Origin of the sequence: Luteibacter jiangsuensis (assembly GCF_011742555.1) — a bacterium.
GTDB classification, from domain to species: Bacteria; Pseudomonadota; Gammaproteobacteria; order Xanthomonadales; family Rhodanobacteraceae; genus Luteibacter; species Luteibacter jiangsuensis.
In genome coordinates this window covers 71952-93953 of sequence record NZ_JAAQQR010000011.1, presented here as the reverse complement: position 1 = coordinate 93953, position 22002 = coordinate 71952, and the positions used below count along the sequence as shown (strand labels likewise).

Annotated in this window: 22 protein-coding genes; 8 read left to right on the top strand and 14 right to left on the bottom strand. The window is 67.1% G+C overall.

The genetic code is table 11. The features are described 5' to 3' along the window. Positions 1–75: 75 nt before the first annotated feature. Positions 76–408, bottom strand: coding sequence for an ATP-dependent Clp protease adapter ClpS (gene clpS / locus HBF26_RS18100; RefSeq protein ID WP_167022891.1), 333 nt, complete (start codon positions 406–408; stop codon positions 76–78). Between the two features lie 118 nt (positions 409–526). Here clpS and HBF26_RS18095 point away from each other — a divergent pair, with 118 nt between their 5' ends. Genes HBF26_RS18095 through hflD form a run of 3 tightly spaced genes read left to right on the top strand, consistent with a single transcriptional unit; the run spans position 527 to position 2776 of the window. Then, the gene (locus HBF26_RS18095) at positions 527–1012 is read left to right on the top strand and encodes an NUDIX hydrolase (RefSeq protein WP_167129461.1); all 486 of its coding nucleotides are present in this window, start codon (positions 527–529) and stop codon (positions 1010–1012) included. After that, entirely contained in the window at positions 1009–2106 is a 1098-nt protein-coding gene (gene mnmA, locus HBF26_RS18090; protein WP_167129460.1) for a tRNA 2-thiouridine(34) synthase MnmA, read from the top strand. The genes HBF26_RS18095 and mnmA overlap by 4 nt, the downstream gene beginning before the upstream one ends. Before the next feature lie 43 nt (positions 2107–2149). Continuing rightward, entirely contained in the window at positions 2150–2776 is a 627-nt protein-coding gene (gene hflD / locus HBF26_RS18085; protein WP_167129459.1) for a high frequency lysogenization protein HflD, read from the top strand. 105 nt (positions 2777–2881) lie between these two features. On the opposite strand, the gene HBF26_RS18080 is transcribed toward hflD, so the two are convergent. Then, complete coding sequence (locus HBF26_RS18080) at positions 2882–3811, bottom strand: LysR family transcriptional regulator (RefSeq protein WP_167129457.1); 930 nt, start codon at positions 3809–3811, stop codon at positions 2882–2884. Between the two features lie 224 nt (positions 3812–4035). On the opposite strand from HBF26_RS18080, the gene acnA reads away from it, so the two are divergent. Further along, on the top strand, positions 4036–6780 hold the full coding sequence (acnA, locus tag HBF26_RS18075; protein ID WP_167129455.1) for an aconitate hydratase AcnA: 2745 nt from the start codon (positions 4036–4038) through the stop codon (positions 6778–6780). A 172-nt stretch (positions 6781–6952) separates the two neighbouring features. Here the strand turns inward: acnA and HBF26_RS18070 are convergent, their stop codons facing one another. Continuing rightward, entirely contained in the window at positions 6953–7363 is a 411-nt protein-coding gene (locus tag HBF26_RS18070) for a nuclear transport factor 2 family protein (protein WP_167129453.1), read from the bottom strand. Positions 7364–7509: 146 nt separating this feature from the next. On the opposite strand from HBF26_RS18070, the gene HBF26_RS18065 reads away from it, so the two are divergent. Next, entirely contained in the window at positions 7510–9201 is a 1692-nt protein-coding gene (locus tag HBF26_RS18065) for an AMP-binding protein (protein WP_167129452.1), read from the top strand. A 145-nt stretch (positions 9202–9346) separates the two neighbouring features. Here HBF26_RS18065 and HBF26_RS18060 read toward each other — a convergent pair whose 3' ends face one another. Both HBF26_RS18060 and dinB read right to left on the bottom strand, forming a co-directional pair. Next, positions 9347–9703 (bottom strand): PilZ domain-containing protein, encoded by a 357-nt coding sequence (locus HBF26_RS18060; protein WP_167027593.1) that lies wholly within the window; start codon positions 9701–9703, stop codon positions 9347–9349. Positions 9704–9833: 130 nt separating this feature from the next. Continuing rightward, a complete protein-coding gene (dinB, locus tag HBF26_RS18055; RefSeq protein WP_167129451.1) occupies positions 9834–11021 on the bottom strand; it encodes a DNA polymerase IV in 1188 nt (395 codons plus the stop codon). Positions 11022–11412: 391 nt separating this feature from the next. Here dinB and HBF26_RS18050 point away from each other — a divergent pair, with 391 nt between their 5' ends. From HBF26_RS18050 to HBF26_RS18040, 3 genes are read left to right on the top strand one after another with little or no spacing between them, the layout of a single operon-like run. Continuing rightward, on the top strand, positions 11413–12219 hold the full coding sequence (locus tag HBF26_RS18050; RefSeq protein ID WP_240151418.1) for a segregation and condensation protein A: 807 nt from the start codon (positions 11413–11415) through the stop codon (positions 12217–12219). Positions 12220–12260: 41 nt separating this feature from the next. Beyond that, complete coding sequence (scpB, locus tag HBF26_RS18045) at positions 12261–13127, top strand: SMC-Scp complex subunit ScpB (protein WP_167129448.1); 867 nt, start codon at positions 12261–12263, stop codon at positions 13125–13127. After that, positions 13124–14593, top strand: a complete 1470-nt coding sequence (locus HBF26_RS18040; protein ID WP_167129447.1) for a pseudouridine synthase — start codon at positions 13124–13126, stop codon at positions 14591–14593. Before scpB ends, HBF26_RS18040 begins: the two co-directional genes overlap by 4 nt. A gap of 22 nt (positions 14594–14615) precedes the next feature. Here the strand turns inward: HBF26_RS18040 and hisIE are convergent, their stop codons facing one another. The 9 genes from hisIE to HBF26_RS19675 are packed head-to-tail and all read right to left on the bottom strand — an operon-like array spanning position 14616 to position 21957. Continuing rightward, positions 14616–15221 (bottom strand): bifunctional phosphoribosyl-AMP cyclohydrolase/phosphoribosyl-ATP diphosphatase HisIE, encoded by a 606-nt coding sequence (gene hisIE, locus HBF26_RS18035; protein WP_167129446.1) that lies wholly within the window; start codon positions 15219–15221, stop codon positions 14616–14618. Then, complete coding sequence (gene hisF, locus HBF26_RS18030; RefSeq protein ID WP_167129444.1) at positions 15218–15988, bottom strand: imidazole glycerol phosphate synthase subunit HisF; 771 nt, start codon at positions 15986–15988, stop codon at positions 15218–15220. The genes hisIE and hisF overlap by 4 nt, the downstream gene beginning before the upstream one ends. Then, entirely contained in the window at positions 15982–16734 is a 753-nt protein-coding gene (locus tag HBF26_RS18025) for a 1-(5-phosphoribosyl)-5-[(5-phosphoribosylamino)methylideneamino]imidazole-4-carboxamide isomerase (protein WP_167129443.1), read from the bottom strand. Before HBF26_RS18025 ends, hisF begins: the two co-directional genes overlap by 7 nt. After that, a complete protein-coding gene (gene hisH, locus HBF26_RS18020) occupies positions 16731–17321 on the bottom strand; it encodes an imidazole glycerol phosphate synthase subunit HisH (RefSeq protein ID WP_167129442.1) in 591 nt (196 codons plus the stop codon). The genes HBF26_RS18025 and hisH overlap by 4 nt, the downstream gene beginning before the upstream one ends. Next, positions 17321–18385: a bifunctional histidinol-phosphatase/imidazoleglycerol-phosphate dehydratase HisB gene (hisB, locus tag HBF26_RS18015; RefSeq protein ID WP_167129441.1), complete on the bottom strand. Its 1065-nt coding sequence runs from the start codon at positions 18383–18385 to the stop codon at positions 17321–17323. Before hisB ends, hisH begins: the two co-directional genes overlap by 1 nt. Further along, entirely contained in the window at positions 18382–19446 is a 1065-nt protein-coding gene (hisC, locus tag HBF26_RS18010; protein ID WP_167129439.1) for a histidinol-phosphate transaminase, read from the bottom strand. Before hisC ends, hisB begins: the two co-directional genes overlap by 4 nt. Further along, on the bottom strand, positions 19443–20753 hold the full coding sequence (hisD, locus tag HBF26_RS18005; protein WP_167129437.1) for a histidinol dehydrogenase: 1311 nt from the start codon (positions 20751–20753) through the stop codon (positions 19443–19445). The genes hisC and hisD overlap by 4 nt, the downstream gene beginning before the upstream one ends. Continuing rightward, entirely contained in the window at positions 20750–21613 is an 864-nt protein-coding gene (gene hisG, locus HBF26_RS18000; RefSeq protein WP_240151417.1) for an ATP phosphoribosyltransferase, read from the bottom strand. Before hisG ends, hisD begins: the two co-directional genes overlap by 4 nt. Positions 21614–21639: 26 nt before the next feature. Beyond that, positions 21640–21957 (bottom strand): YerC/YecD family TrpR-related protein, encoded by a 318-nt coding sequence (locus tag HBF26_RS19675; RefSeq protein ID WP_167129434.1) that lies wholly within the window; start codon positions 21955–21957, stop codon positions 21640–21642. Positions 21958–22002 lie beyond the last annotated feature (45 nt).

Below are 22002 nucleotides of genomic sequence, written 5' to 3'. Positions count from 1 at the left end.
GACCGTCTCCGATAGCTGTGGGCGGCGGGGACCAGCCCCTTGTCAATGCCGCATGAACTCCAGATGGGGGATCGGCTACATCTTTTCCATAGTGCACAACAGCGGGTGCTGATGAGACCGTGAGTACTCGTTGACCTGGGTCACCTTCGTTTCTGCCACCTCCCGGGTGAACACACCGCAGACGCCCTTTCCCCTCGTATGGACATGGAGCATCACCTGCACCGCCCGCTCCTGATCCATGCCGAAGAAACTGCGCAGCACCTCGATCACGAAATCCATCGGCGTGAAGTCGTCGTTCAGCAGGACGACCTGGAACAAGGGCGGCCTTGCCGTCTCCGGACGGGAGGTTTCGATGGCAAGGCCATGGCCGCGGTCGCTTTCCTGATCGTGTTCGTGTTCTTGGGACATTAATTCGGAGCCTTCGATACGCGATTCGTTTATACACCGGATTCCGGCGCACTTTCGGGTCGCAACCACAAGTGATGGCACAATATGCCTTTTTCCAGAGCGCTATTCCCTTAAGCCGATGCCGCAGACAACTCCCAACGGAACCGTGTGGTGCCCCCGGGTCACGGTGGCCTCCGTCATAGCCCAGGGCGACCGGTTCCTCATCGTGGAGGAAGAAGCGCTGGGCCGCCTCGCGTACAACCAGCCCGCCGGACACCTCGACCCGGGCGAGACGCTGCAGGCCGCCGCCGTGCGCGAAACATGGGAGGAAACGGGGCACCGCGTGGCCCTGGACGCGTTCATCGGCGTCTGGCAGTGGACCAGTTCGGAGCACGGCGAACAGGTACTTCGCTTTGCCTTTGCCGGACACGTGCTTTCGCACGATCCGTCCCTGCCCCTCGACGAGGGCATTCACCGCGCGCTGTGGCTGCGCCGCGACGAGATCGAGGCGCTGGGCGATCGCCTGCGCACGCCGCTCGTGCTGCACGCCATCGATGCCTGGCTGGACGGGCGCCGCCTGCCCCTGGATACCGTGTCCAGCCTGCTTCCGGAGGCACGCTCGTGAAAGTGGTTCTCGGCGTCTCCGGCGGCGTCGATTCCTCGGTCGCGGCCCTCCTGCTCCAGCAGGCCGGACACGAGGTCGAAGGCATGTTCATGCAGAACTGGGAAGAAGACGACCGTTCCGGCCCCTGCACCACCGACCAGGATCGCAAGGACGCCGTCGCCGTGTGCGGCCGTCTGGGCATCCCCTTCCATGCGCGAAATTTTGCGGGGGAGTACTGGGACGGCGTGTTCGCCTATTTCCTGGCCGAATACGCGGCAGGGCGCACGCCGAACCCCGACGTGCTGTGCAACCGGGAGATCAAGTTCAAGACGTTCCTGGAGCACGCGCAGGCCCTCGGCGCGGAGAAGATCGCCACCGGCCATTACGCGCGCGTGGATTTTCGCGACGGACGTTACCGCCTGCTGCGTGCCGTCGATACCGCCAAGGACCAGAGCTACTTCCTTCACGCACTGGGCCAGCGCCAGCTCGCGGCCACCTTGTTTCCCGTGGGGGAGATCGAAAAGCCCCGCGTGCGGGAGATGGCACGCGAGGCCGCCCTGCCCACGCACGCGAAGAAGGATTCCACGGGCATCTGCTTCATCGGCGAGCGCGATTTCCGAGCGTTCCTCGCGCAGTACCTGCCTGCGAAGGCGGGGCTCATGGTCGACCCGGAAGGGCGCACGATCGGCGAACACCAGGGCGTGATGTATTACACGCTGGGCCAGCGCAACGGGCTCGGGATCGGCGGCCGCGCCGACGCGCCGAACGAACCGTGGTACGTGGTGGGTAAGGACGTCCCCACGAACACGCTGATCGTGGCGCAGGGCGGCGAGAACCGCTGGCTGCAATCCACCCGCCTGGAAGCCACGGACGTCACCTGGGTCGCAGGCGAACCGCCCGCCCCGGCCTTTCGTTGCACCGCCAAGACGCGTTACCGGCAGTCCGACCAGGTGTGCACGGTCGAGGTCCGGGGCGACCGCCTGCACGTCGTGTTCGACGAACCGCAGCGCGCCGTGACACCGGGCCAGTCGGTGGTGCTGTACGACGGCGAGGCCTGCCTTGGCGGCGCGGTCATCGCGGCCACCGATGCGCCCTACGGCGGCCTCGCGTCATGACATCGCTCCTCCCCATTCCCCTGTTCTCCCCCGAGCCCTACGCATGAACGAAGAACGTGTCCTCGCCCTGGCAGGCGTTTTCCAGGGTGCCGCGCTGGCCCAGCAACTGGCCACCGATGGCCGCTGCGACGAGGCGGCGTTCGAAAGCAGCCTGGCCAGCGTGTTCCGCATCGACGCGGACTCGGTGGCTTCCGTGTATGGCGGGGTGTCCGGCGTGCGTCGCGGGTTGCGAACGCTGGTGGCGCAATTCGAAGACCAGACGCGCGATGTCGCCGTGATGCGCATGGCGGTCACGGTCCTGCGCCTCGAGCGATCGCTGTCGCGTAACCGGCCCCTGCTCGACCGCCTGCGCGAAGGCATCGTGTCCGCGCAGCGGCAGGTGGAGCATTTCGGGCTGGCGCATCCGAACGTGACGGCCCGGCTCGCCGAGCTGTACGCGTCCACGCTTTCGACGCTGAAGCCGCGCGTCATGGTGACCGGTACGCCTGCCTACCTGCAGCAGAAGGCCAACGTGGACCGGGTGCGCGCCGCGCTGCTTGCGTCGGTGCGCTCCGCGGTGCTTTGGCATCAGCTGGGTGGCCGTCAGTGGCAACTGCTCATTCACCGCAAGCAATGCGCGATGCTGGCGCGTGGGCTGCTGACGGGCTCTACCCTGGACGACGGCGGCTGATGCGGGGCCTTTTGTGGGAGCCGGCTATGCCGGCGATCCCGCGGGAGCGGGCAATCGTGTCGCGAGCACCCATCGCCGCTGAAGCGGCTCCCACATAAAGCGCCATCAAATACGCGCGGCGTCCAGGCCCGGGATCTTTTCCGCCAGGGTGCGCAGCAGTTCGCCGAAGCCCTCGAGGTCGTCGCGCCAGGGCGTGGCGCTGCGCCAGTACAGCGAGATGTGTCGCCCGGGACGGGCGCCCTCCACTGCGGCGAGCACTACGTTCGGAATGGACCCCAGCCGCTCGTGCGCGAGGATCGGCACCAGCGTGTAGCCGCCGCGCAGGGCCACCAGCGTGGCAAGGCTTTCGATGCTGAGATCCTGGATGCGCTCCGGTCGCGCCGGGCCCTTCATGCCCAGGTCGGACACGCCGCTGCCGTGGCTTTCGGCCATGAGCGTGGCCTCCGCCGCATCCAACTCGCCGAGTGCGATCGATGCCCGACCCGCCAGGGGATGAGCCGCGTGGAGCATCAGCTCGTAGGGCTCGAAGAACAGCGCGGAGGCCTCCAGGCCCGTGACCGTCGCCGCCGGCGGCGCCAGCACGGCATCGAGTTCGCCCTCGTGCAGCCGCCGCAGGAGCCCCCGGGGCTTGCCTTCGGAAATGGTCAGCCGCGCCCCGGGAAACCGCTGCGGGAACGGTTCGATGAAGTGGGGAAGGAGGTAGGGACCCAAGGTGGAGGGAACGCCCAGCCGCAACTCTCCACCGAAGGCGACCTCGCCCGCCCGCGCGGCATGTTCGAGATGCTCCGCGGACGCCAGCACGTCTTCGATGTAGCCGAGCAGCCGCTGCCCGCTGGCGGTGGGCACGACACGCCGGCCACCCCGCTCGAAGAGCGGCGTACCCAGGGCCTGCTCCACCTTCTGCACCTGGTGCGACAGCCCCGAGGGGCTGATGTACATGGCCCGGGCCGCACTGTTGAAGCTGCCCTCCCGGGCCACGGCCTGCACCAGCGCGAGGTCGCGAAGCGAGACGGACGACAGGGCCATCGAAATCATCGAACGCTGCGTGCCATCAAATGCGTTTGCGCCCACGATCCGCCGCCCTCATCCTTTTCGCGCCCAGAATTCCCGCGACATTCGCCGCGGACCGGCCATTCTAGCCACAGCCGGTCTCATGGCGGTCGCACACGAACGGCAGACTGCGCGATAATCGACGCCTTTGGCGGCCCGCAAAGGCCGGCCCGGCCTCCCCAGCTCAAGAACCACGCCAGGAGTACAGCATGAAAGACTCGTTCTCAGTCCGAGACAGTATCGAAGTCAACGGCAAGCGCCACACCATCGCCAGCCTGGCCAAGTTCGGCAACACTTTCGACATCAAGCGCCTGCCCTACTCCATGAAGATCCTGCTGGAGAACCTTCTCCGCCAGGAAGACGGCGTGAACGTCACGGCGAAGGAAATCGAGGCGGTCGCCAAGTGGGACGCCAAGGCCGAGCCCGACACCGAAATATCCTTCATGCCCGCCCGCGTGGTCCTGCAGGACTTCACCGGCGTTCCCTGTGTGGTCGACCTGGCCGCCATGCGCGACGCCGTGGCCCGCCTCGGCGGCGACCCGAACAAGATCAACCCGCTGGCGCCGGCCGAACTGGTCATCGACCACTCGGTGCAGGTGGACGCCTTCGGTTCGGAAAGCTCGCTCGAGCAGAACGTCGCCATCGAGTTCGAACGCAACCAGGAGCGCTATTCGTTCCTGCGCTGGGGCCAGAAGGCCTTCAACAACTTCAAGGTCGTGCCGCCGCGCACGGGCATCGTGCATCAGGTGAACCTGGAAAACCTCGCCCGCGTCGTCTTCACCAACGAAGTGGACGGCGAATCCTTCGCCTATCCGGACACCGTGTTCGGCACCGACTCGCACACCACGATGATCAACGGCATCGGCGTGCTGGGCTGGGGCGTGGGTGGCATCGAGGCCGAGGCGGCCATGCTTGGCCAGCCCTCGTCCATGTTGATCCCGCAGGTCGTAGGCTTCCGTCTCACCGGCAAGCTGTCGGAAGGCGTGACCGCCACCGATCTCGTGCTCACCGTCACGCAGATGCTGCGCAAGCTCGGTGTCGTGGGCAAGTTCGTCGAATTCTTCGGCAGCGGCCTGCAGAACCTGCCGCTGGCCGACCGCGCCACCATCGCCAACATGGCTCCGGAATACGGCGCCACCTGCGGCATCTTCCCGATCGACCAGGAAGCGCTGAACTACATGCGCCTTTCCGGCCGCGAAGAGACTCACATCGCCCTGGTCGAAACCTATGCCAAGGCCCAGGGCCTGTGGCACGACGCCAACACGCCGGAGCCGGAATTCACTACTGTGCTCGAACTGGACCTCGCCGACGTGCGTCCTTCGCTCGCCGGCCCGAAGCGCCCGCAGGACCGCGTCCTGCTGGAAGGCGTGCAGCAGAGCTTCCACGACGCCGTGGGCCCGCTCACCGCCAACCGCAAGCCGAAGAACGGCGACGTGTCGCGCTTCAACAACGAAGGCGGCGGCACGGCCGTGGGCAACGAAGGCAACAAGCTCGACGACGACGGCGTACTGGTGGAGAAAGACGGCAAGTCCTTCCGCCTCAATGATGGCTCGGTGGTCATCGCTGCCATCACCTCGTGCACCAATACCTCCAACCCGGCCGTGATGCTGGCCGCCGGCCTCGTGGCCAAGAAGGCCGCGGCGCGCGGCCTCACCTCCAAGCCGTGGGTGAAGCCCTCGCTCGGCCCGGGCTCGCTCGTGGTCACCGAATACCTGAAGAAGACGGGCCTGCTCGAGGAACTCGAGAAGGTGAACTTCTACGTGGTCGGCTACGGCTGCACCACCTGTATCGGCAACTCCGGTCCGCTGCCGGCCGAGATCAGCAAGGGCATCGCCGATGGCGACCTCGCCGTGGCATCCGTGCTCTCGGGCAACCGCAACTTCGAAGGCCGCGTGCATCCCGAAGTGAAGATGAACTACCTGGCGTCGCCGCCGCTGGTGGTCGCCTACGCGCTGGCCGGCACGCTCGACATCGACCTGACGAAGGATCCCATCGCCAACGGCAGCGACGGCAAGCCCGTGTACCTGAAGGACATCTGGCCGACCAACCAGGAAGTGTCCGATGCCATCGCCGGCGCCATCAGCCCGCAGATGTTCAAGGACAGCTACGCCGACGTCTTCAAGGGCGACAGCCGCTGGAACGCCATCGCCTCGCCGGACGGCAAGACCTACGCGTGGGACGATTCCACCTATATCAAGAACCCGCCCTACTTCGACGGCATGACCGCCGAGGCCGGCACCATCGAGGACATCCACGGTGCGCGCGCCATGGGCATCTTCGGCGACTCGATCACCACCGACCACATCTCGCCGGCCGGCTCGATCAAGAAGGACAGCCCGGCTGGCCGCTTCCTGATCTCCAAGGGCGTCGAGCCGAAGGACTTCAACTCCTACGGCTCGCGTCGCGGCAACGACGACGTGATGGTGCGCGGCACCTTCGCCAACATCCGCATCAAGAACCTGATGCTGGACGGTGTCGAGGGCGGCTACACCAAGTACATCCCCACCGGCGAGCAGATGGCCATCTACGATGCCGCCATGAAGTACAAGGCCGACGGCACGCCGCTGGTGGTTCTGGCCGGCAAGGAATACGGCACGGGCTCGTCGCGCGACTGGGCGGCCAAGGGCACGCTGCTCCTGGGCGTGAAGGCCGTGATCGCCGAGAGCTTCGAACGCATCCATCGTTCCAACCTGGTCGGCATGGGCGTGCTGCCCTGCCAGTTCATGGATGGCGAAAATGCACAGACGCTCGGCCTCAAGGGCGACGAAGTGTTCGACATCACCGGCCTGGAGGGCGGCGAGTCGAAGCGCGCCACGGTCACGGCCAAGCGTCCCGACGGCTCGGTCAAGACCTTCACCGTGAAGGTGCTGCTGCTGACGCCGAAGGAGCGCGAGTTCTTCCGCCACGGCGGCATCCTGCAGTACGTGCTTCGCCAGCTGGCGAAGGCGGCCTGATAAGCCACCGAAGAACGCCCCGGGAAACCGGGGCGTTTTTTTGTGTCTACAGGGGCGATACCCCGCCTCGTAGGAGCGCGCCCTGCGCGCGACATGTTTTGAGGCCGGGCTCCGGAGCTGGCGCGCAAGATTCGGAACTGGTCCGATAACCTGTCGCGCGCAGGGCGCGCTCCTACAGCGCATGCTTCCACGTGGCGGTGTAGCAGCGCCACTCGCCACCCTCTTTGCGCCAGCCCGTCTCCACCATATAGGCGCCCGCGTTGTCCGGAAGCACGCCCGCCCCTGCCGTGAGCGTGACGGTGAAGGTGGCCGTTATCCGGTCTCCCCGCCGGGATACCTCGGTCGGCCCCATCAGCACGTGCACTTTCTGCCCGCGGAGCGCGTACGCGCGTACGAGGTTGGCGAGTGCCCGACGGTCGAGCGCGCCGGCGTTCCCGTCGAAATCGTCGCTGAGCGCCGCCACGGTGTCGCCGGCCTTCCCTGCCTCGGCGGCTTCGGCGGTCGCCGCAATGGCGTCGCGCACCCGTTCCTCGTCCGGCGCGTGACGGCAGCCTGTCAGCAGCGCCAAGAGCAGGCAAAGCATCGTCGTTCCCAGCTTTCCCATAAGCCTTTTCCTCGCTGCTGCATGCGCTGCGGCGCGGCTTGCCGCTATACGCACGCGTATGCTCCAATGCCTCGCGACCGCACGAATGACCGTGCCAGCGCCCTTTTCTGGAGTCCGTCCGATTCATGAGCATCGAGCGTCCGTGGCTTGACCACTACCCGGCCGGCGTTCCCGCCGACATCGACGTCAACGCATTCCGCTCCATTGCGGCCGTTCTCGAAGAATCCTTTCAGAAATTTCGTAATCGCCCCGCGTTCAAGAACTTCGGCAAGGTTCTCACCTACGGGCAGATCGACGAGCTTTCCCAAGCTTTCGCAGGCTTTCTGTCCGGCGAACTCGGCCTGAAGAAGGGCGACCGCCTGGCGATCATGCTGCCGAACCTGCTGCAGTATCCCATCGCGCTGTTCGGCGCCCTGCGGCTTGGCCTGACCGTAGTGAACACGAATCCGCTTTACACCACCCGCGAACTGCATCACCAACTGGAAGATTCGGGCGCGAAGGCCCTCCTGGTGCTGGACAATTTCGCGGCCACCGCCCAGCACGCACTGGACGGCACCAAGGTGCAGCACGTGATCACCACCGCCGTCGGCGACATGGTGGGTTTCCCGAAGGGAAACATCATCAACTTCGTGGTGAAGAACATTCGCAAGGAAGTGCCGGCCTTCAACCTGCCCGGCGCCGTGCGCTTCCGCACCGCGCTGGAGCGTGGCAAGGCGCATCCCATGCCGGCTGTGGACATCGGGCACGACGACATCGCCTTCCTGCAATACACCGGCGGCACCACGGGCGTGGCCAAGGGCGCCATGCTCACCCATCGCAACATGATCGCGAACATGCTCCAGGCGGACGCCTGGATCAGCGGTTCCGCGACGGCGGGCGAAGAGATCATCGTCACGGCGCTGCCGCTGTACCACATCTTCTCGTTGACGGCGAACGGCCTCGTCTTCACGCGCCTGGGCGCGATGAACCTGCTGATCACCAATCCGCGCGACATGAAGGGCTTCGTGAAGGAGCTTTCGAAAGAGAAGTTCACGGCCATCACGGGCGTCAACACGCTCTTCAACGGCCTGCTCAACACACCCGGCTTCGCCGACCTCGACTTCTCGCGCCTGCACCTGTCACTGGGCGGCGGCATGGCGGTGCAGCGGAGCGTCGCCGAGCGCTGGAAGAAGACCACCGGTGTCACGCTCGCCGAGGCCTACGGCCTCACCGAGACCTCGCCCGCCGCGTGCATCAATCCGCTCGACCTCAAGGAATACAACGGCTCGATCGGCCTGCCGATTTCGTCGACTTACGTGCAGATCAGGGCCGAAGACGGCACCGTGCTGCCGATTGGCGAAGCCGGTGAACTCTGCATCAAGGGCCCGCAGGTGATGAAGGGCTACTGGGGCCAGCCGGAAGAAACCGCGAAAGTGCTCGACGCCGAAGGGTGGCTGCGCACCGGCGACATCGCGAAGATGGATGCCAACGGCTATGTCTACATCGTCGACCGCAAGAAGGACATGATCCTAGTCTCCGGTTTCAACGTGTACCCCAATGAGATCGAAGACATCGTCATGCACCACCCCGGCGTGGCCGAGGTCGCGGCCGTGGGCGTCGACGACGAACACTCGGGCGAGGTGGTGAAGCTCTTCGTGGTCCGGAGGGACCCGTCGCTGACGGTCGAGGCACTGAAGGAGTATTGCCGCGAAAACCTCACCGGCTACAAGCGGCCGAAGCACATCGAGTTCCGCGACGCCCTGCCGAAGACAAACGTGGGCAAGATCCTGCGCCGCGAACTGCGCGACGAAGAGCGGAAGAAGAAGCAGGCGGCCTGACGGGGCTGTCCGTTGGCGCGGCTTCCTGTGGGAGCCGCTTCAGCGGCGATGGGTGCTCGCGCCAAGGTTGCCCGCTGCCGCGGGATCGCCGGCGTAGCCGGCTCCCACAGATGTCAGCAACCTCTCGCGGCCGGCTCCTACAGACTCAATCGTCCTTCCAGGTTTCCAGCGTATCCGCGTACCCGCCGAGCAGCTCCCATAGCGAGGCCTGCTTGTCTTCCGGGATGAGCGTGTATTCCATGCCGATCTGCCGTGCGGACACCCGGGCCACCGAAGCCTCGAGGTGAATGTGCAGGTCGTGCCCGAAGATCATGTCGAGGATCCAGGTCTGGCCCGGTTCGCCCCGCCAGCCCAGGGGGCGACGCAGCAGCGCCCCGGTGGCCGAGATGTCCACCAGATCGGTCGGGTGCGCCTCGCCGCCGCGGCTCATCAGAACCGCGGTCTGCACCCGCATCCGCGCATGGCGATAACGGGTATTGGGATCGTCCCTATCGTTCGACATCAGCTTCTCCACCCATCCCGATACTTCGTCCTTGCCCGTCGTGATCGGCATGACGCACCTCGCCACTTACCTACCGTGTCACAAACGGACACATTAGCGCAGCCTGGATGACGCATGCACAGGACTGCTGTCACTCGTTTCCGCGCGTTTTCAGTACACCGGCCCGAACCAGCGCCCCAGCCCCGAAGCGGCTGTTGATCAGGTCCTGAACGCCGTCGGACAGCTTGTCCGAGACCGGCGCGGCGAACATGTCCTGCTGCTCGTCGCCATGCCTGGCATCGAAACCCGACAGCGTCACACCCAGCAAACGCAGCCTGGGCCGGGGATGCTGGTTCCACCAAATCTGAAGCAAGCGTCGTGCCACGGCATAGATATCGGGCGTGGCATTGCCGGGAACGGGCAGCTGCGCCTGCCGGCTATGGGTGGTGAACGGCGGCTCGCGCAACTTCACCGATACCGTTCGGGCGTTCACACCCCGGGACCGGGCCCGGGCACCCACCTTTTCGCACTGCCGAAGCAGCCAGGCCTCGGCGATGGGCAACTCCTCCAGGTCGTATTCGAAGGTCCATTCCGCGCCGATCGAGACCTCGGGCGCATCGGTGACCACCGGCCGGCGGTCCTCGCCCCTGCAAAGCTCCCGCAGGACCGCCGCATGGCGTTCGCCCACGGCCTTGTTCAATCGCCAGGCATCCGCCCGAACGATATCGCCGATGGTGCGGATACCGACCCGATGCAGGGCCTCCTCGGCCACCTTCCCCACCGTCCACATGCGGCCCACCGGCAGGGGATCGAGGTAGCCCCGGACCTCCTCGGGCGCGATGCGCAGGAAGCCGTTCGGCTTCGACAGCTCGCTGGCCAGCTTGGCCAGGAGCTTGTTATGGGCCATGCCGACGGAGGCGTTGAGGCCGGTCCTCGCCCGGATATCCTCCTTCACGCGGCGCCCGATGGCCTCGATCGATGAGAACAATCTCAGGCTGGCGGTGACATCCAGGAAGGCCTCGTCCAGCGAAAGCCCCTCGATCATCGGCGTGACCTCGGCGAAGACGCCAAAGACCACGTTCGAGATCTCCTGGTAGCGAGCATGGCGCGGGAAGATATAGACGCCGCCTGGACAGCGCCGGCGCGCCTCCGAGGTGGCCATGGCGGAACGCACCCCGTACTTGCGCGCCTCGTAATTCGCCGTGGAAACCACGCCCCGGCGCCCCAGGCCGGCCACGATCACCGGTTTTCCCACCAGCGACGGGTCGTCCAGCTCCTCCACGGACGCGTAGAAGGCGTCCATGTCGACATGGATGATGGCGCGCTGGGCAGGCTGCATGGACCTATTGTGCCGCAAGCCCCGGCCGCGCTGGCGCCCGCCGCTGGACTTGCATGGGCACAGGCGATACCCTGTACGGCAATCGGGTGAACTTATTCGGGCGTCGCGCCTTCATCGGTCCGTTGCTGGGACCGGCCGCGCTCTGCTCCCGACGTTCCTTCACAGACGGTGACCCTCCTGGGGTGTCCAGCGGCCATGCCTATCGCTCGTCGGCGACGATGCGTGGCATGCCGGGCGAGGTGGCGGTACGGCCGCCGGACGGCATCGATTGTTGCGCTACCGGTCGCCCAAGCGACCCTTCTGACGTGTGCCGATGACTAACGAGACAACCGAAGTCCAGGTGGTCGAAAAAGCCCAGGATGCCTTCGCGGGCATACCGCTGCAGCAGGAAATGCCCCTGGCGCTGGTGCGCGGGCAGCCGGTGCTGCAGATGCCGCAGGACCTGTACATCCCGCCGGACGCGCTCGAAGTCATCCTCGAATCGTTCGAAGGTCCGCTGGACCTGTTGCTTTACCTGATCCGCCGGCAGAACCTCGACATTCTCGATATCCCCGTGGCCGAAATCACCCGGCAGTACATGGACTACATCGAGATGATGCGCGAGGTGATGCGCCTGGAGCTGGCGGCGGAATACCTGCTGATGGCCGCCATCCTGGCGGAGATCAAGTCCAGGTTGCTGCTTCCCCGGCCGCCGGCCGAGGAAGGCGTGGAGGAGGATCCCCGCGCCGAGCTGGTCCGGCGGCTCCAGGAGTACGAACGCTTCAAGAAGGCCGCGGCGGATATCGACGAACTGCCGCGCCTGGAACGCGACACCACGGTGGTTCATGCCTTCGTGGGCGAGCACAACGTGGTGCGCGTACCACCGCCGCTCGACCTCAGGGAGCTCCTGCTCGCGCTCAAGGACGTGCTCAACCGCGCCGATCTGTTCACGCACCATGCGATCCAGCGCGAACCGCTCAGCGTGCGCCAGCGCATGGGCGACCTCCTCGGCACGCTCAGCGAGGGCGGCGGTTTCCACCGCTTCGAAACATTGTTCGACGTGAGCGAAGGCCGCCTCGGCGTGGTGGTCACCTTCCTGGCCATGCTCGAACTGGCCAAGGAAATGCTCATCGAGATCGTGCAGGAAGAGGCCCTCGGGCCGATCTACCTGAAGACGAAGGCACACACCGAGGCCGAGCCGGAAGAAGCGCTCGCCTGACGGCTCCCACCCGGGGGCCAGCAACCATCACCCAAGGGCCTATGCATCCCGAACAGCTCAAACCCATCGTGGAAGCGGCGTTGCTGGCGTCGACCCAGCCGATGACCATCGCACAGCTCAAGGCGATCTTCGGCGAGGACGAGGAGATCGGCACCGACGAACTCACGCAGGTCCTGGCGGCGCTCGGCGCCGACTGCGAGGGCCGCGGCGTGGAACTGGTGGAAGTGGCCTCCGGCTGGCGCTACCAGGTGCGACGGGAAGTGCACGGCTGGGTCTCGCGCATGTGGGCGGAAAAGCCCAGCCGGTACTCGCGCGCCCTGCTGGAAACCCTGGCCCTCATCGCCTACCGCCAGCCGATCACCCGGCCGGAGATCGAACAGATTCGCGGTGTGGTGGTGTCGTCGAACATCATCAAGACGCTCGAAGAACGCGAATGGATCCGCGTGGTGGGCCACCGCGACGTGCCCGGCAAGCCGGCGCTTTTCGGCACCACCCGCGCCTTCCTCGACTATTTCAACCTCAAGTCGCTGGACGCCCTTCCGCCGCTGTCGGAAATCCGCGACCTCGAGGAACTCAATCCGCAGATGCGGCTCGAAGGCGATGCGGAACCCGCGGCGGCTCGCGCCGCGTTGCCGGAAGATGCCGAGGGTGAAACTGCCGCTGAAGGCGAAGACACCCTTACCACCGAGAACACCCCGAACACCGACGATGCCGTGGCAGACGCCCCGGCCGCCGAAAGTGCTGCCGAGACCACGCCCGACGAAGGCAATGCGATCGACGCGGCGAACCAGCTGCCTGCCGGCGACGATGTCGCCGCGGCTTCCCCCACTGCCGACGAGGCAGAGAACCCAGCGGGCGACGTCGAAGACGACGACGCCGAGAAAGATACCGAGGAGTCACGCGCATGAATGCGCCACAGCGTTCCCTGCTCACCTTGAAGCGCGGCGGCAACGACGCCGCCGATACCACACAGCAACTCGAGGAGCGCCTGCACAAGGTTCTCGCCAACGCCGGACTCGGCTCGCGCCGGATGCTCGAACAGCGCATCCAGGCTGGCGAGGTCGAGGTCAACGGCACCGTCGCCACCATCGGCGCCAGCGTTCACGCCGGCGACCGCGTGGTTCTCGACGGCAAACAGTTCGTGGTCGCCACGGACAACCGCACCGACGCGGAAGTGCTGGTCTACCACAAGCCGGAAGGCGTGGTGACCACCCGCGAGGACACCGAAGGCCGCCCCACCGTGTTCGAGCAGCTTCCGCGCCTTCGCGGCGCGCGCTGGGTCGCCGTGGGCCGTCTCGACATCAACACCACCGGCCTGCTGCTGCTGACGACCGACGGCGAACTCGCCAACGCGCTGATGCATCCGAAGAGCGGGCTCGAACGCGAGTATCTCTGCCGCGTGCACGGCGAAGTGCCCGACGAGATCATCGAACGTCTCAAGGCGGGCGTGGAGCTGGAAGACGGCCCGGCACGCTTCGACGAGATCGGCGTGATCAGCCGCGGCGGCAGCCATAGCTGGTTCCGCGTGACCATTCGCGAGGGACGCAACCGCGAGGTTCGCCGCCTGTGGGATTCGCAGGGCTTCCTCGTGAGCCGCCTGAAGCGTATCCGTTACGGCTCGGTGGAATTGCCGCGTGCGCTGCGCCGCGGCGACTGCGAATCGCTCGACGAAACCGCGATCAAGGAACTGCGCGAGCGCGCCGGACTGGGCGCGCCAGCCCCCGTGCTCACCCTGAGCGCCGTGGTACACCAGCGCCGCGCCCCCCGCCACGTCACCGAATATCGTCCCGATACCCGCACCACCGGTGCGTGGAGTTCGGCACGGCATGACGAGGCGCGCGAACTCACCGCCTTCGACCGCATTCGCGACGACAACCCGCGTGGCGGGCGTGGCGGCCGCGGCGGCCGTAGCCAGGGCGCCGGCGGCGGTCAGCGCCGCGAGGTGAACGGCAACGTCGCACGTCCGGAACGCGCCGGCGGCGGTGGCCAGCGCAAGTCGCGCCGCGTCGCTCCCGGCCAGGAACTGCCGTCCATCCGGACCTGGTTCGCCGGCGACACTCGCACAGGTGGCGGCAATACGGCCGGCAACACCGCCGGCAACCGTGGGCCGCGTCCCGGCGGACGTCCGAGCAATGCCGGCGGAAACCGCGCGGCGGGCCAGGGTCCGGCACGCAATGAAGGAAATCGCGCCTCCGGTAGCCGCTTCGAAGGCGGCGGCAATCGCGGTGGCCGCCCGGGCGGCGGCAATCGCACCGGTGGTCCGGGTGCCGGCGGCAACCGCGCAGGCGGCCCGCGTCCGGGTGGCAATCGCGGCGGGCGCCCCGGTGGCGGCAATCGCGGTGGTGGCGGCGGCAACCGCGGCGGGAACCGCTAAGGCGGCCACCGGCCGCCCGATCCTACTTGCGGTGCCGTGAGGCCAGCTTCGCGGCCACGGCACCGAAACCGATACCGCGTGCGCGCAGCGCCACCATGAGATGGAACACGAGGTCGGCCGCTTCGCCGACCAGCGCGTCGTCGTCCTGGGCGACGACCGCCAGGGCCGTTTCGACGCCCTCCTCGCCCACTTTCTGCGCCATGCGGCGAAGGCCTTCTTCGAACAGTTTCGTCGTGTAGCTGCCGGCCGGACGCTCGTCATGCCGCGACGCCACCAACGCATCGAGTTCGGCGAGGAACGCCAGCGGGGGCGCCACGTCGTCGCCGAAGCAACTCGACGTGCCGTTGTGGCAGGTAGGTCCGGCGGGAAGCGCACGCACAAGGATGGTGTCGGCGTCGCAATCGAGCCGGACGTCCACCACCGCCAGCGTATGGCCGGACGTTTCGCCCTTGGTCCACAGCCGTTGCTTGCTGCGGCTGAAGAACGTGACGAAGCGCTGGTCCTGCGTTGCCTGCAGGGCCGCCTCGTCCATGTATCCCAGCATCAGCACCTCGCCGGTTCGTGCATGCTGCACGATCGCCGGCAGCAATCCGTCGCCCTTCACGAAATCCGCGTTCGCGCCGCTCATAGCCTCACCTTGATGCCTTGCGCCCGCAGTTCTTTCTTCAACGCGGGGATGCCTATGTCGCCGGAATGGAACACGCTGGCCGCGAGCGCCGCATCGACGTCCGCTTCGCGGAACACGTCGACGAAATGGACCGGCGTACCCGCGCCGCCCGATGCCACCAGCGGCACGCGGCTCACCGCGCGGGCCGCTTTCAGCTGTTCGATGTCGTAACCGCGGCGAACGCCATCGGTGCCCATGCAATTGAGCACGATCTCGCCCGCTCCGAGCTGCTGCACTTCGTCGATCCATTCGAGCGTGGGTTTGCGCAAGGCGCGCGTGCGCGAAGGATCGCCAGTGTATTGCCGCACGCGCCACTCGCCGTCGTCGTCGCGCAGGCTGTCCACGCCCACCACCACGCACTGCACCCCAAAGGCGTCGGCCAGTTCGCCCACCAGTGCCGGCCGCTCCAGCGCGGGCGAGTTGATCGACACTTTGTCGGCGCCGGCGTGCAGCACGTCGCGCGCATCGTCCACGCTGCGGATGCCGCCCGCCACGCAGAACGGGATGTCGATCTCGCGGGCCACGCGCTCAATCCACTCGCGATCGACACGGCGTCCTTCCGGGCTTGCCGTGATGTCGTAGAACACGAGTTCGTCGGCACCTTCGTCGCGGTAACGCAGAGCCAGTTCCACGATCTCGCCCACGACCACGTGGTCGCGGAAACGGACGCCCTTGACCACCTGCCCGTCCCTCACGTCCAGGCATGGCACGATGCGCCGGCTCAGCATGACGCGTTCGCCTTCTCCGCCACGGCGAAGGCATCGGAAAGGGAAAAGGCGCCTTCCAGCAGGGCGCGACCGAGGATCACGCCTGCAGTGCCCTGCAACGCGAGGGCGGCGATATCGTCGAGGGAGCGGACGCCCCCGGAGGCCTGCACCGCCATCGACGGCGCAAGGCTGCCCAGGTGCCGATAGAGTGCGACGTTCGGACCGCTCATGGTCCCATCGCGGTCGATGTCCGTGCACAGGAGGTGCCGCGCCCCTGCCGCCTCGTACAGGGGAAGCAGCTCGTCCAGCGTGCGCGCCTCGTAGGCCGTCCAGCCGGCACTGGGGAGCCGCCATTCGCCGTCGAGGAAGCGCGTGTCCAGCGCGAGCACGATCCGCTCCGCGCCGTAGCGGGCGATCCAGGAGGCGACGGTCTTGGGATCGCGCATGGCCACACTACCTACCACGACACGGTGGACACCGGCTTCCAGCAACCGGAGCACGCCGTCCTCGTTGCGAACGCCACCGCCGGCCTGCACGCGCAGCCGTCCGCTCGACGCGATGCCCGCGACGGTGGCCAGGTTTTCGAAGCGTCCCGAGCGCGCACCGTCGAGATCCACGACATGCAGCCACTCGGCCCCCTCGTCCGCATAGCGGGCCGCGAGAGCTTCCGGCTCGAAGGCGAACGTGGTCTGCCGGGCGTAGTCGCCCTTGTAGAGGCGCACGACCTTGCCGTCGCGCAGATCGATGGCGGGTATGGGAAGCGTCATAGCGAAAGAAAATTCCGGAGAAGCTGGGCACCCAATGCCCCCGATCGTTCGGGGTGGAACTGCATGCCCATGAAATTGCCGGCGGCGATCACGGCAGCGAAGGACGTTCCGTGCTCGCTGGCCGCGAGCGCATAGTCGCCGTCGGGCACGGCATAGCTATGGACGAAATAGGCCGCGTCGCCTTCGCGCACACCGGCGACCAACGGATGGCAGCGGGTCAGCCGCAACCCGTTCCACCCCATGTGCGGCACACGGAATCCCGGAATGTCGGCGAACCGCCGCACCGTCGCCGGAACGACGCCGAGGCACTCGGTGTCGCCCTCCTCCGAACGCTCGCAAAGGAGCTGCATGCCGAGACACACGCCGAGCACCGGCTGGGTGAGCCCGCGTATGACGTCGACGAGGCCTGCCTCCCGCAGCATGCGCATGCCCGGACCAGCCGCGCCGACACCGGGAAGGATCACGTGGCTCGCCGCGCGAATGCGCGCCGCGTCCGAAGTGAGTTCGGCATCGGCCCCCAGACGTTGCAGCGCGTAACGAACGGAGCCGATGTTGGTGCCGCCGGCATCGACCAGTACCGCGCGCATCAGAGGCTCCCCTTCGTGCTGGGAAGATCCGCGCCTTCCCGGCGCATGGCCTGGCGAAGGGTGCGCGCGACGACCTTGAAACAGCCTTCCACCATGTGGTGCGCATTGTCGCCGTGCACGGTCAGGTGCAGGTTGGCGCCCAGCGTCTCGCACAGCGACCGGAAGAAGTGCGGCACGAGTTCCGTCGGCACGTCGCCCACGCGCTCGCGTGGGAACGAACCCTCGAAAACGAAGTAAGGACGGCCCGAGAGGTCGAGTTCCGCGCGCGCGGCGCTTTCGTCCATGGGCAACGCGAAGCCGTAACGGGTAATGCCGCGCTTGTCCCCTAGCGCCTGACGCAGGGCCTGCCCCAGCGCGAGCGCGGCGTCTTCGATCGTGTGGTGCTCGTCGACGTGGGTGTCGCCGTCGCAGCGCAACTCGAGCGCGAAACCGCCATGCTTGCCGATCTGCTCCAGCATGTGGTCGAAAAACCCCAAACCGGTATGCACCACGGGCTCGGCCACGCGGTCGAGATCCACGGCGACTTGGATGGACGTTTCGCGGGTGCCGCGGCGCACCTCCGCCGTGCGCGGCGCATCGAGCAGCAGGTGTGCGAAGTCGTTCCAGGCCATGCCGCCCTGGCCCACCCGGAAACCGCGCACGCCCATGTTGGCCGCGAAGGCCAGGTCGGTGTCGCGATCGCCCACCATGGCCGACCGCGCGCGGCTCCAGCTGTCGTCGGCAAGCCAGTGCCGGGCCAGACCGGTGCCCGGTTTGCGCGTGTCCAGGTTCTCGTGCGGAAAACTGCGGTCGATGAGCTGCTCGCGGAACACGATGCCCTGCGATGCGAAGATGCGCAGCAGCAATTCATGCGGACCGTCGAACGCCTCCTGCGGGAACGACGGCGTGCCCAGGCCATCCTGGTTGGTGACCATCACCAGTTCGTAACCCGCGCCGATGCAGCGCTGCAACGCGGCGATCACGCCAGGCATCAGCGCCAGCTTCTCGTAGCTGTCGATCTGCTCGTCCGCCGGCTCCTCGATCAGGCAACCGTCGCGATCGACGAAGAGGATCTTCCGGTTCATGCGACCTCACCCGCACGAAGCACGGCCAGCACGCGGTCGTTCTCATTACCCGTGCCAATGGTGATGCGTAGCGCATCGCCCAGGCCGGGATACTTCGTGATGTCTCGCACTACCACTCCCGCGGCCAGAAGGCGGTGGTACGTGCCGGCGGCATCGTCGAAACGCACCGCGAGAAAATTGGCGTGGGAAGGCAGCACCTCGCGCACGCCTAGCACACCGGGCAGCTCCGCCAGCATCCGGGCGCGCTCGGTCAGTATCTCGTTTACGTGGTGCCGCTGCACGCGCCGGCCCTCGTAGGAAAGCGCACCCAGCGCGGCATCCACGCAGGGAGACGGCAGCGGGTACGGCGGGATGATGCGACGCAGGAGGCCGACGACATCCGGGCGCGCGATCAGCGCACCGACGCGCGCACCCGCAAGCGACCAGGCCTTGGACAACGTGCGCAGCACGGCCACATTGTCGTAGGTATCGATGAGGGTCGCGGCACTGGGCAGGCCGCTGAACTCGGCATAGGCCTCGTCCACCACCAGCACGGCGCGGCCGGCAAGTTCCCCGGCGAGCCGCGCCAGCACGTCCAACGGCACGATGTTGCCTGTGGGGTTGTTCGGCGTGCACACGAAAACCAGCTTGACCGCGGGCGTTACCGCGGCGAGCAGCGCGTCCGGCAGCAGTGCGCCCGACGCGTCCAGCGGCGACTCGATCACCGCGGCATCCTGAATCCTGGCGCAGACGGCGTACATGCCGAACGTGGGTGGCAAGACGATCACGGCGTCGTGTCCCGCGCGGCAAAACGCCCTGACCAGCAGGTCGATGGCTTCGTCGCTGCCGCGCGTGACGAGCACGCGGTCGCTGTCGCATCCGTACAGCTCCGCCAGCGTTTCGATGAGCGCGCGAGGTTGCGGGTCCGGATAACGGTTCAACCCGTCGCCGCCGGGAATGTTCGGCGGCCGCGACGATTCGTTTGCGTTGAGAAGTACCGTGCCTCCCTGCGCCTCCATGCGGGCACTGGAGTAAGGCGCCAGGGCGCGAATGTCCGGGCGGGCAAGATCGAGCACGCTCATGCGGTGGCCCTCAGGGCGGCCAGGCGGAGCGACACCGCGCGCCGATGGGCTTCCAGCTGTTCGGCCTCGGCGAGTATTTCCGCGCACGGTCCGATGCCGCGCAGGCCGTCGGCGGACAACTGCTGTACCGTGACCTGCTTCTGAAAGCTGGCGACGGACACGCCGCTGAAGCTGCGCGCGTAGCCATACGTCGGCAGCACGTGGTTGCTGCCGCTGCAATAGTCGCCGATGGACTCCGGCGTCCATTCGCCCAGGAAGACGGACCCGGCGGATTCGATGTCGTCGAGCAGTGCGCGCGGTTCGGCCGTCTGCACGATCAGGTGCTCCGGCGCGTAGCGATTGCTGACCGCAACCGCCTCGGCAAGATCGCCCACCAGCACCAGCCGGCTTTCGCTCAGCGCGGTCGCCGCGATCTCGGCGCGCGGCAATTGTGCGCGCTGCCGCTCCACTTCGGTCTCCACCGCGTCGAGCAGTTCGCGCGACGGGCTGACGAGCAGCACCTGGGAATCGGGGCCATGTTCCGCCTGCGACAGCAGGTCGGCGGCGACGAAGCGCGGATCGGCCGTGTCATCGGCGATCACCAACACTTCGGATGGGCCGGCGGGCATATCGATGGCGGCACCCGCGGGATCGGCGGCCACCTGCAGCTTCGCCTCGGTGACCCACGCGTTGCCGGGACCGAACAGCTTGTCGCAACGGGGCACGGAGGCCGTGCCGTATGCCATGGCGGCAATGGCCTGCGCGCCGCCCAGCTTGTACACGCGGTGCACGCCGACGGCGCGCGCCGCAAACAGCACCGCATCGTCGCATCGCCCGTTCGCCTGCACAGGCGTGCACAGCAGTACCTCCGGGCATCCCGCGATGGCCGCCGGCACGCCGAGCATGATCGCGGTGGACGGAAGAGGCGCACCGCCTGCGGGCACGTACAATCCCACGCGGCGAACGGGACGCAGCACACGCTCCACACGCACTCCGGGCGCCGTGTCGATCGCGACCGGTACCGGGGCAGCAGCACGATGGAAGGTTTCGATGCGGCCCGCTGCTTCGAGGATGGCCGCCTTCAGTGTCTCCGGCAGGCGCGATTCGGCATCGGCGAACTCCTGCTCCGATACCGCGAGCTCTTCCATCGCCACCCCGTCGTAGCGGGCGGTGAGCTCGAACAGCGCGGCGTCGCCGCGGGCGCGCACCTCGGCGATGATCCCTTCCACACCCTGGCGCAGGCCGGGGGCGCGTGCCTGAGCGGGCCGCGCCAGCGCCGCGTCGCGAGCGGCGTCGTCATCGAGGGTCTTCCAATCGATCCGGTTCATGCCAGCATCTTCTCCACGGGCAGCACCAGCATGTCGCGCGCACCGGCGCGCTTCATGTCTTCCAGTTGGCGCCAGCTCACCGAGCCGGCGCAAAGGGCCTGCAGCACCACGTGGTCGGGAGCGCCGTCGATCGGCGTGAGCGTCGGCACGGGGGCGCCCGGCAGCAGGCGTGTGATGGCGGCCAGCGCGTCGCGCGGCGCCTGCATCAGGATGAGGCGCGAATCGCGCACCTGGATCACGCCGTCGAGCCGGCGCAACAGCAGTTCGGCGATCTCGCCGCGCTCGTCGGCGGGCAGCTCGCGTCGCCCGGCGAGCACCGCTTCGCTTTCGACCACGACCGCCGCCTCGCGCAGTTGGTTCGCGACGAGCGTGGCGCCACTGGAAACCAGATCGCATATCGCATCCGCGGTGCCCAGGCGCGGTGCGATCTCCACCGAACCGGCCAGCATCACCACCTTCGCGTCTACCCCGCTGGCACGCAGCCATTCGCCAAGAAGGCCGGGATACGACGTGGCGATACGCTGCCCTGCCAGCTGCGAGGGCCCCTCATAGGCATCTTCCTGGGGCACCGCGATGGAGAGCCGGCAGTGACCGAAGCCGAGCGAACGCAGTTCGTCCAGACCCGAGCCGGCTTCCTCGTTCGACAGCTGGAACTCGCGCAGTACGTTCCTGCCCACGATGCCCAGGTCGCACACGCCTTCCGCAATGAGGCCGGGAATGTCGTCGTCGCGGACCAGCAGCAGGTCCACCGGTTCGCCTTCGCCGAAACAGAAGAGCTTGTCGCGGCTCTGCCGGAACTTGAGGCCGCAGCGCGCCAGGAGTTCCTGCGCCGGCTCGGTGAGCCGGCCGGATTTCTGCATGGCGATGCGCAGTCGGTCGCGCGGCTTCACGAAGCACCCCCGAGGTTGCGACGGGCGGCAGCGGCCATGTAGCCACCATTGCCCTGGTTGAGATAGCGCGCGACCCGGCCGATGGTGGTGATGCTCACCGCGGTGCGCTCGTGGATTTCCCGATACGAGCGCCCTTCGAGCAGGTGCGGCACCACGCGCCAGCGGTCGACCATGACTTCGATTTCCGCCGGCGTGCAGAGGTCGTGCAGGAAGGCACGCATCTCCTCCACCGTGGTGAGCGCGGCCAGGGCCTCGCAAAGGCTGGTTTCGGCGGAGTCGGCCGGGGTTTCCGGATCGAGGAAGCGACGCTTCATAATGTACTAACGCGTTAATACGATAACCCATACTAACTGTGCAAC